Below are 11057 nucleotides of genomic sequence, written 5' to 3'. Positions count from 1 at the left end.
GCCCGGATCGTATTCGCTCTGCTGAAAGGGCAAAGCGAATACCAACCAAAAGCGGCTTGAGGGCTTCCCCTCAACCATAGAATCTCCCACAGGGGATCGTCAGTGGAGGCAAATTCGCTATTCACAACAGATCAAATGTGGGAGCGAGCCTGCTCGCGATGAGGCCCGCCCCGGCGCTGACGCTCCGAACTGGAGCACAAAATCAGGCCATCAAGCAGCGAACATCCCCGATACGACACAATTTCACCCATTACGACCACAGCCGCCACACTGGCACGCCCACTGCACTGCCCCACCCCAGCGCTTTTGCTATGGATCGAGGGGGAGCCACCGATGAACACACAACTCAAACCCACCCTGGGCACCCTGCATTTATGGGGCATTGCTGTCGGGCTGGTGATCTCCGGCGAGTATTTTGGCTGGAGCTACGGCTGGGGCGTTGCCGGAACGCTGGGCTTTCTGGTGACATCGTTCATGGTCGCGGCCATGTACACCTGCTTCATCTTCAGCTTCACCGAGCTGACCACCGCCATCCCCCACGCTGGCGGGCCGTTCGCCTACAGCCGCCGGGCCTTTGGCGAGAAAGGCGGCCTGATCGCCGGCCTGGCAACACTGATCGAATTCGTCTTCGCACCACCGGCCATCGCCCTGGCCATCGGTGCCTACCTGAACGTGCAATTCCCGGCCCTGGACCCGAAACACGCGGCGGTCGGTGCCTATATCGTGTTCATGACCCTGAACATCCTTGGGGTAAAACTGGCGGCAACCTTCGAGCTGATCGTCTGCGTGCTAGCGGTGGCAGAGTTGCTGGTGTTCATGGGTGTGGTCGCCCCGGCGTTCAGCTTCAGCAGCTTCGCCTTGAACGGCTGGGCCGGTTCCGATGTGTTCGGCGCGCCGGCCATCGCCGGGATGTTCGCCGCCATCCCCTTCGCCATCTGGTTTTTCCTGGCCATTGAGGGCGCGGCCATGGCCGCCGAAGAAGCCAAGGACCCCAAACGCACAATTCCCAAGGCCTACATCAGCGGCATCCTGACCCTGGTGTTCCTGGCCATGGGGGTGATGTTCTTCGCCGGAGGCGTGGGCGACTGGCGCACCCTGTCCAACATCAACGACCCGCTGCCCCAAGCCATGAAAACCGTAGTCGGCGAAAGCTCCGGCTGGTTGCACATGCTGGTGTGGATCGGCCTGTTCGGCCTGGTGGCGAGCTTCCACGGCATCATCCTCGGCTACTCGCGGCAGTTCTTCGCCCTCGCCCGCGCCGGCTACCTGCCCGCCTCCCTCGCCAAACTGTCGCGCTTCCAGACCCCGCACCGGGCAATCATCGCCGGCGGCCTGATCGGCATCGCGGCGATCTACAGCGACGGCCTGATCAACCTCGGCGGCATGACCCTGACCGCCGCCATGATCACCATGGCGGTGTTCGGCGCCATCGTCATGTACATCATGAGCATGCTCAGCCTGTTCAAACTGCGTAAAACCGAACCCGACCTGGAACGCACCTTCCGCGCCCCCGGCTACCCGATCATCCCCGGTATCGCCCTGGTACTGGCAGTGGTGTGCCTGGTGGCGATGGCCTGGTTCAACGCGCTGATCGGGCTGATCTTCCTTGGCTTCATGGTGGTGGGCTTCCTGTACTTCATGCTCACCGCACAACTGCGCGCCGATGCCCCGGCCGATGCCATGCTCACCGGGCTTTAAGGTGACCCCGACAGAACAGGCGTAGTATGGAACCACTGCGAACAACCTTCGCTCATAAGTGGTAGGGGCGATGGACAGGCGAAATCTTCGCCGTCCCTCGCCCCTTAAGGAGAACCCTATGCCCTGGTATGCCTGGTTAATTCTGATCGTTGCAATCGGCTCGATCGTGGGTGGCTTGATGATGCTGCGCGACACCGCCCACAAGGTCGAACTGACGGATGAACAACGCAAGCGTGTTGCTGAACGCAATACCGAGGCGGATGCGAAGGAAGCCAAGGATCGCTGAGCTGCACACCGCTTTTGTGGCTGCTGGTCCTGCCCTGTAGGAGCTGTCGAGTGCAACGAGGCTGCGATCCTTCCCCTCTCAATTGAGTCTGGAGCGAAGATCAAAAGATCGCAGGCTTCGCCAGCTCCTACAAAACCCAGCGGGAGCAAGCTCCCTCGCCACAAAAAACAGCGCCTGCTGCATCACTGCTCCCAATCCGCCTTGGCAATCTGCAAGCCATGCAGCCCCTTGTATGCCGCCCGCTCAGGCTGGCTCCAGCCCGCCAGCAATGAATCCTCCAACCGATAGATCTCCACCCCCAGCGGACGACAGACACTGAGGGGATCCTGCGCATCCGGCCCCCACATCGCCAGCGACAGATCGCCGCCGGGGCAAGTGGACAAGGCACACAGCAAATCGATCTCGGCAAAAAACTCCAGATAATCGCCCTTCTTCGCCGGACAGGCCTTCATGAAGTACATGTCGTCATGATTGAGCCCGGTACATTGGAAAATATTCAGCACGTCATGCACATCGAACTCGGTCAGGCCATGGGGCAATACCGCACGGGTCAGGTTCGAGTGGCAATGATGGTGAAAATCCTCGCCGGTCAGCATCCTGTTCACGTACGGATCACAGCGCGTACCCAGCAGATCGTGCAACCGTCCACCGTGCTCGTCGATGCCGTAGCCGGCCAAGCTGTCATCGGTGATGGTCACCAATGGCCGCAGAAACGGCAGGTTCGACCACAGCCGATCATGGGTGCTGACATGAGCACCCTGAAGCTGGCGCGTGCGCGCCGCCCAAAGACGCTCCCTCGGATCGTGGGCGTTCCACACGTTGAAGTCCCCCACCTGCGGGCCCACCGGAGTCGTAACGCGAAACACATGACCGGCGGGTACGTGCCAGGCGCGGCCGGTACGGATGGGTACCTCGAACTGTTCGATCAGGGTGCGCTTGTCCTGCTGGGTGCGGATGCGGTCGTAGAAGGATTTGTCCACTTGCAGCGCCGAGCCTTTGCTGACTTGGTAGGCGGCTGGGTAGTTTTTGTGCATGGGGTGGGTCCTTGATCAGTGAAATGGCCAGGGGCGGGAATCGTCAAAAGCATATCCTGCACCTCTTTGCTCGGCCTTAAAACCGGGCCCGGGTTACCACCAGCCTGAACGCAAAAAGGCCAGTCATAGTTGACCGGCCTTTTCAGCATCACACCTCAGTTCACTTCCAGCTTGTCGCGATTCCTGTCGAGAATCGCCTTGCCAATCCCCTTAACCTCCAGCAGCTCTTCCACCGATGAGAAGGCGCCATTATTCTCACGATACGCAACAATCGCCTCCGCCTTGGCCCTGCCTATCCCCGCCAACTCGCGTTGCAGCGTAGCGGCATCCGCCCCGTTAAGATCCACCTTGGCGCTTTGCGGTTTAGCCGAAATCTCCAATGCCTGCGGGGTCGCCGTCGTCTCGGGCTTGACCGCAGGCGCAGCGATAACAGCTATAGAAGCGCTGGTCAGAAGGGCAAAAACCAGAGAGTAGAAATAGCCTGTACGCATAAATGACGCTCCATGACATCGTTAAGAGAGAAGCAGCTTTTCCGACGCTGCTTCTCAAACTTAGGCGATGATTGGGGGCTGTCAAAAGTGTGTACGTTACAGGTTGTGTAACAATCAGGGTTCGAGGCGGTGCTGTTGATTCATCCAGTCGACAATCTCGCCATCGGGTGTGTAGCCATTAACCGACTCGCGCAATAACTGACGCACCCGCCCATAATCATCAGCCTTTACGGCGCTGAGCAGATCATTCAGCTTCAGCTTCAAAACATCCCAAGGCAGATGGTCTTCATTGGCCTTCATGATCATGGGATGGTCGGTCGCAGCGACGTTATCGCCAATCAACAGTTCTTCATACAGCTTCTCGCCGGGCCGCAGACCGGTGAACTCAATGGAAATATCTCCTTGAGGATTGCGCTCCGAACGAATGCTTAAGCCTGACAGGTGAATCATCTTCTCCGCCAACTCGACAATCTTGATCGGCTCCCCCATATCCAGCACGAACACATCCCCACCCTGTCCCATGGAGCCAGCCTGAATCACCAACTGTGCAGCCTCTGGGATAGTCATGAAGTAGCGGGTGATTTTCGGGTGCGTGACCGTCAGAGGGCCGCCGGATTTGATTTGGCGATGAAACAAAGGAACAACAGAGCCCGATGAGCCCAAAACATTGCCGAAACGAACCATCGTGAACCGGGTTTTGTTGACCCGAGAAATGTTGGCTGCATCACCAAACAGTACCGGCGCAACCTCTTTACTCAGCGCTTGAAGCGTCAACTCGGCCAAACGCTTGGTACTGCCCATGACATTCGTCGGCCGGACGGCCTTGTCCGTAGAAATCAGTACGAAGTTTGAAACCCCCGACTGCAGGGCGGCTTGAGCAGTGTTAAGCGTGCCGATGACATTATTCAACACGCCCTCGGCGATATTGTGCTCGATCATAGGCACATGCTTGTAGGCGGCAGCATGATAAACCGTATCCACTCTCCAGGTTTCCATCACATCAAGCAGCTTCTTTTGATAGCGGACGGACCCTAGAATGGGCACCAGCTTGACCGACGTAGACTCCCGAGAGGCGGGTGGTTCCAGCTCAGAAAGAACGCTGTAGAGATTGAACTCGCTGTGCTCAAACAACAGAAGCGTACTCGGCCCCAAAGAGAAAATCTGTCGGCACAACTCCGAACCAATGGACCCGCCAGCCCCCGTCACCATCACCGTCTTGCCTTTGATACAGCGCTCAAGCAAATCGGCCTGGGCCGGTACGGCATCGCGACCGAGCAAGTCAGCGATATCCACTTCCTGGATATCGTCCACCTTCACTCGTCCACTGGCCAGATCCGCGAAATTCGGCACGCTACGCACGTGAAGCGGAAAGCCTTCCAGGAAATTCAGAATCTCCCTACGACGCGCACGAGTAGATGACGGTAGGGCCAGGAGGATTTCCTCAGCGCCGGTAGCATCGATCATCTGTTGGATGTGTTTAGGTTTGTAGACATGGAGGCCTGAGATGGAGCGATGCGCGATACTTGAGTCGTCGTCGATGAATGCGACGGGGCGCATCACTCGGCCCATGCGCAACGCAGCAACCAGCTGATTACCCGCCACCCCCGCTCCATAGATGGCAACTTTGGTCAAACCATCATCCCGGCTGGTGAACGGCACGTGCTGAGCGGCGGTGAACCAGTCGCCCATGAAGTACTGGCGCATACACAGACGTAGCCCGCCGATAATCACCAGGCTCAGCCACCAATAATTGAAGATGATGGAGCGCGGGACGATGGCTTGGTGGTTGCTGTACCAATAGACGACAACCGCCAGGATCAGCGATGACAGACTCACTGCTTTAACGATAGCGATCAGCGCATCATTACCGAAATAGCGCATGACGGCGCGGTACATACCAAAGCGTATGAAAAGCGGGATAGCAACGAGCGGGGCAAAGGCGAAAAGCCATAGATGAACACGAAATGGGTTGTACATGTCATCAATGCCAAGTCGGACAATGAATGCCAGGAATAAAGCAAGCCACACCAACACCGTGTCGGTGGCAACCTGGATCAATCTTTTTTGCCACCAGCGGAGTCCAAGTAAATACACTCTGGCTTTATCCATATCCGCCCACCATCTCAGCTATCTCTCTTATTTTGGCTGTATCGATCAATTAAGCATCCGGCAAAAAAATGGGACTTTCAAGAAAAGTAGCAAGACGGTTCATCAGTTTTTTAACGAATTGCTCTCCGATTGACCTGCCTGATACTTCATTGCCAACATAATCAGCGGTGCATAAGCCAATACGATTCCGCTGCTTCCGTCCAGCTTGTAATACACCACACAAAACGCTATTGGCAGCAACCAAAACAGATTAATAAAGCCGACCGCCAAAGTGACAGGCAGATGTTTGCCGTATCGACGGGACGCAAATTGATAAGCATGACTGCGATGCGCCTCGTAAATTTTATCCCCCCGAACAAAACGACACAGCAGCGTGAACGTTGCATCGACGATGAAAACGCCTAAAAGTATCAACCAGCCCCAAAAAAGACTGGGCGAAATCCAAGCCGCCTGAAGCGTTAACATACCGATCATCAGCCCCAGAAAACCACTCCCAGCGTCCCCCATAAAGATTTTTGCCGGTGGCAAATTCCAGCAGAGAAACCCTGCGACGCAAGCAACCAGCAGAACCGGGGACCCAATGTGATCCGGCGCATTGCTCACCCAGTATAGTAGACCACCGCCAAGGCAAACCGTTATTGCTTCAACAGCGGCGATGCCATCGATGCCGTCCATGAAATTGTAAAGATTGAGCATCCACACCAGATATATCACTGCCAGTAGAGACCCGTACCCACCCAGTTCCAAGCTGACACCAAACAGGCTGATAGGCGGCAATCCCCCAAGCCAGTAAACTCCCCAGGTCGCCGCAAAAAAATGTGCCAACAAACGCCATCGCGCAGCGATATGCCGATGATCATCGAGAAAGCCGATGACGGCGGTTAGTACTCCAGCACCTGCCATGGCGGAAAAGGTTGTGCGGGCAATCAGGTCACCCGTGAACAAAACCATCAAAGCTAGGAGAAACGTCAGTACGATCGCCACGCCGCCACCCCGCGGCGTGGATACCGAATGGGAACTGCGGTCGTTCGGGACATCCAGCAAACTTCGAGAAAGGGCGTAACGGCGCAAAATGGCAGTAAGCACATAGGAGAGAACGAATAAAGCCAGAATAAGCCATCCATAACACATGGTTTCCAGCGCTCCAAAATAAGATCCTCACCATCACCGGATATAAGAGTTTATTCGAAGATGATAGATGGTGGAAAACAAGTCACAATGAACTCAATAGAAATATCCATATTTCTAAGCTGCACTTAGTACTGACCACACCGAAGAGCAGTAGTACCCCTCGATTAAACCAGCACCGAACAAATCACCATAATCTCCTTGCAAAGATTATAAAAACCACGCGCACCGACTTCGCGAAAAATAATGTCGCACACCCTGAGCAGGAAAGCCAGTGACAACATCGGGGGTAGCTTCTGCAGAGTTGTCGCCACCATGGCTGGAGCTTTAATCGGTCAAAAAACTATGTAAATCGAGTTCAGGTTTACGCTTCATGCTCCCCAGATGATCAGAGGCTGAGTTCTGGCCCTGCTATTGGCGCCTGATACTCAACCTCAATTTCAAGTTGGCAGAACTGATCAGACAATCAAAAAATAGGCAATCACATTATCTGCTTTAGTAATGGCTGAGACTTTAGGTATCCAGAGAACTCTGAAATCCCATGGTTCGTGAGATGCTGAAGGTCAAACAGTAGAGGATCCCCATATCTGTTATCGACCCACAGTCTGCACTGCTTGGAGGGGCAGAAAAAATCCAATACGTTGACAAAAAATATATTATTTTTTTCAGCCATTTTACGGGCGTCATTAACGAGATCTTGATAGCTCCACCGAATAATTTTTTTGTTATCCTCAGGAAAAAACAAAGGTATGGCTCGGTCATTAGGCAAGGATTTTATGTAGTCCGCTGAGGTCATACCTAATACCGGGGAGACTCCCAACATGATTACATTCTTAGTGATGGATTTTGCCGCCAACACTCCGGACTCTACATCTACCCATTCCCGAGGCCGGTACTGGAAATTTATTACAACAGCCTTTATATTTATTGCTCCCGCAAGGCGCCTGAGCAACTCAGCCGAGTGTGAAAAACACTTAGTTTTAACATCGCCCGGCGGACAGCTTGACTGATGGAGCATTATAAAATTCGTATCTGGAAATGCTCTTCTCAATGCATGTAGAGTGTCTCGCCCAACACTGTCCCCCATAACGAGAACGTTTTCCGCTTTGGCTTGAGAGGTTAGACACAGAAATAAACGGTCATTCGTATTGCCCTGATCGTAACTGCATGTCCACCCACTATGAATTTTAGAATCATACTGCGGAATCTTACCGTGAAAGTTCACATTCAGACTAGACATATAAATGGCAGTTTCCTCTTCAATCCGAGAAATCATAGTTGCCCTGTCGCCGCTGTATAACTTTGCACGAGTCTCAGTGAACGCAGCCAGCTGAACGCCTGCGAAATTTGGAGTTGAACTTCCATACACGAGCGCTGCAGCCCCAATCAAAAAGGTTGCCGCCATTGCGTATGCTTGACGCGTTGAACCGATAACAGCTTTCTTTCTGATTGGCTGCTCGATGAGAAAGTACGAGGCAACCGAAAGCAAAAAAGCAAACAATAGACCAGCTGCCAGATCGCTCCAAGTAGCTGCGGGTTTAGCTGTACGGATGGCAACGAGGATCGGCCAGTGCCATAAATATAGAGAATAGGAAACTAAACCGACCCAAACGAAAGGCTTAGACTTTAGGATCGTCGCGACAATCCTCCCGTGCCCCTGAGCAGAAATTATCAGCGCAGTTCCCACCGTCGGGAGCAATGCCGCAGCCCCTGGAAATACTGTGTCTTTTGAGTAGGTGAAAACAGGTACCAGAATCAGCAATAGCCCCGTAATCTCGAGGGCATCAACGATTAATACCTTACGAGGTGCCCGAAGTCCTGAAATAGCAAGTATTGCTCCGATTAAAAGCTCCCAAAATCTTGATAATGAGCTGTAAAAAGCAGTTTCCCGCTCAAATCCTTCAATCAAATATATAGAATATATAAGCGAAACAAACGCCAAAAACACACTTATTGAAAGAAGCCGCTTGCGGCAAACTTTACATATCGCCAGCAGAAGCACCGGAAAAACAAAATAAAATTGCTCCTCTACAGAGAGCGACCATATATGAAGTAACGGAGTTAGCTCCCCAGGACCATCAAAATACGCAACTTCTGACAAAAAGAACCAGTTAGAAACAAACCCGAGGGCAGCATATACACTTCGGCAAAAATCACTGAACTGCTGACCATTAAAAAGAAAAAATGAAAACAACCATGCCACGATAAAAACCGGGATAAGAGGCGGCAGTAAACGGCGGGCGCGACGTTCATAAAAGTTCAAAAATGAGAACCGCCCCCCATCCAACTCTTTAACGATCATGGATGTAATCAGATAGCCAGAGATTACAAAAAAAACATCTACACCTACAAAACCTCCCGGCAAGAAACTAAAACCTGCATGGAATAATAGAACACTGACTACCGCTATCGCCCGTAGCCCGTCAATCTCCGATCTGTAGCCTATCATTCTGCCGCCGACTCCTTTGATACGGCACCCACCCCATGGTCAGATGCATATCCCACAAGAAAACCGCTCCCCGAATACACAAGGGGCTTACCTATATCAATTGTTTTTAAACCTAACGACATTTACAGACAGTATATTAACGAAAGGGAACCCTCCATGCAAAAAAAGGCGCCATCATACCCCCAAGCAAACGCAGGGTACTCATTTTTCAATACCAACTTACTGTATAGATGAACAGATCTATAGACTCGCAACGCTTTGTGCACGGAGCAAAAGCTTCAGGCAGGACTTGCAGGGACATTCTACAGGGACGCCCAGCGCTGGTTGGCGTCAGACACTTACGTATCAAGAAACAATGACTGCTGTCTTTGCTAAGTCAGGGTGTAACTAAGAGGGATGGTTTGACCAGAACACATGCAGATTAAAAAGCCACTTAAAAGTGCAATCATTAATAAGCTGCGACGCACCATATGAATAAACTGATACACCGTGAAGTGATTTTTTCAGCCGCTTTCGAACTCTAGCCGAGTGCTCTTCCACCCCAAATTATCGAGTAACTCAGCGAAGTATTGTCCCAAATAAGACAACTACACTCCACCGTCACCCCGCAGATGAACCATCCAATGCAAGCCTTTTGGATTTAGTTTGCACAGCGAGCAAAATAGCGATAGGTAACCAAAATACAGTCCAGTAATTACCAGGACGGGTGAAGATGCGTTCGACGTCAGTCAGCATCACGATCAAAGCGTAAACAAGCGCTGGAAATGCCAATCGAACCCAAGGATTACTTCGGTCACACCAAGCCTTATAACACACGCCAAGCAGGCCTGTTCCCAGCAACGCTATTGATATCAAACCACTGTCATATATCTGCTGAAGATAAAGACTGTGGGCATGAGGCGAAGAAGTTTTTCCATTGGGCCAATCATAGTTAAATGGTGTTCCCAGGCCGTATCCAAATACCCAATGATCCTGCATCACAGTGAAATAGTAATTCCAAATTGGGCCTCTACCGGACAGCTGGCGCTTAAATAACTCGTTGAGCAGGTGTTCCCACCAAATAACAGTCGCGGTTACTGCCACCAAAGAGCATAGCCCCAGAATCCACCAGCCTCTTCGAGAATTTTGCAACGCAACAGCAACAAAACAACCTGCACCTACACCGACCCACGCTCCACGGGCATACGTCAAAAGCACATACAGTACCAGTACGGCAAAGACCAAAAACCAAAACAGCGCCTTCCGCAGACTAACGCGCTGATCAATGGCAACTCCGAAGACCCACGTAGCTATGGCACCATGAAAAATACCGGCGGCTACTGGATATCGATAGTTTGCAATTTCTCCAATACCTAGACGATCAATGCGAAAAGTCCGGTAGATCAATGGACGATCTAGCCACCAGAATTGATAAATCAGTGTTGCCAAAGCCCCTAATGCAACGAGCAATATCCCACCTAACAGAGCCCTACGAAGTAAGACCTCTCCTCTATCCATTAGCAGGAATACGGCAAGCAGGAACAAAGTAATGAAAAGCCCACGTTTAGCAAAGGATAGTGAGCTTGTTTCGGAATTGAATGCCCAGGTACTACTTAGCGCTACCCATACCAGAAAAGCAATCCAAGGCATGTAATGAGCACCTATACGCCGCTCGGTTCCTTTTAAAACTGTACAAATAAAAAAAATCAACGCCGGAAGCAATAACCAAAGATAAACTTGCGCGTTCCGCGCACTCCCTGAAACTATCCATACCCTACCACTTATTTGGATAAATAGGCCTATCGCCAGCGCCCAAAGCATTATGACCTGCCACTTAGCGCTTACAGGCTTGTCGCCAAGAAGCCGAACACCACTTACCATAT

Annotated in this window: 8 protein-coding genes; 2 read left to right on the top strand and 6 right to left on the bottom strand. The window is 52.3% G+C overall.

Going from position 1 to position 11057, the window contains the following annotated elements; translation table 11 throughout:
• Nucleotides 1-333 precede the first annotated feature (333 nt).
• Together eat and BM132_RS21215 are read left to right on the top strand one after the other, a co-directional pair.
• Complete coding sequence (gene eat / locus BM132_RS21220) at nt 334-1698, top strand: ethanolamine permease (protein ID WP_092458550.1); 1365 nt, start codon at nt 334-336, stop codon at nt 1696-1698.
• Nucleotides 1699-1816: 118 nt separating this feature from the next.
• Nucleotides 1817-1984 carry a DUF2897 family protein gene (locus BM132_RS21215; RefSeq protein WP_092458548.1) on the top strand — a complete coding sequence of 56 codons (168 nt, stop codon included), beginning with the start codon at nt 1817-1819 and terminating at the stop codon, nt 1982-1984.
• A 182-nt stretch (nt 1985-2166) separates the two neighbouring features.
• On the opposite strand, the gene BM132_RS21210 is transcribed toward BM132_RS21215, so the two are convergent.
• The 6 genes from BM132_RS21210 to BM132_RS21185 all read right to left on the bottom strand — a co-directional run bounded on the left by BM132_RS21210 (nt 2167) and on the right by BM132_RS21185 (nt 11055).
• Nucleotides 2167-3018, bottom strand: coding sequence for an urea carboxylase-associated family protein (locus tag BM132_RS21210; RefSeq protein WP_092458546.1), 852 nt, complete (start codon nt 3016-3018; stop codon nt 2167-2169).
• Between the two features lie 155 nt (nt 3019-3173).
• Nucleotides 3174-3509 (bottom strand): ComEA family DNA-binding protein, encoded by a 336-nt coding sequence (locus BM132_RS21205; RefSeq protein ID WP_092458544.1) that lies wholly within the window; start codon nt 3507-3509, stop codon nt 3174-3176.
• A gap of 114 nt (nt 3510-3623) precedes the next feature.
• Entirely contained in the window at nt 3624-5618 is a 1995-nt protein-coding gene (locus tag BM132_RS21200) for a polysaccharide biosynthesis protein (protein ID WP_092458542.1), read from the bottom strand.
• Nucleotides 5619-5720: 102 nt separating this feature from the next.
• Nucleotides 5721-6749: an MraY family glycosyltransferase gene (locus BM132_RS21195; protein ID WP_092458540.1), complete on the bottom strand. Its 1029-nt coding sequence runs from the start codon at nt 6747-6749 to the stop codon at nt 5721-5723.
• A 478-nt stretch (nt 6750-7227) separates the two neighbouring features.
• Nucleotides 7228-9195 (bottom strand): acyltransferase family protein, encoded by a 1968-nt coding sequence (locus BM132_RS21190; RefSeq protein WP_092458538.1) that lies wholly within the window; start codon nt 9193-9195, stop codon nt 7228-7230.
• A 600-nt stretch (nt 9196-9795) separates the two neighbouring features.
• A complete protein-coding gene (locus tag BM132_RS21185; RefSeq protein ID WP_092458536.1) occupies nt 9796-11055 on the bottom strand; it encodes an O-antigen ligase family protein in 1260 nt (419 codons plus the stop codon).
• Nucleotides 11056-11057 lie beyond the last annotated feature (2 nt).

It is taken from the genome of Pseudomonas sp. NFACC45 (genome assembly GCF_900113505.1).
In the GTDB taxonomy this organism is placed as follows: Bacteria; Pseudomonadota; Gammaproteobacteria; order Pseudomonadales; family Pseudomonadaceae; genus Aquipseudomonas; species Aquipseudomonas tehranensis.
This window is presented reverse-complemented; position numbering and strand designations above follow the sequence as displayed.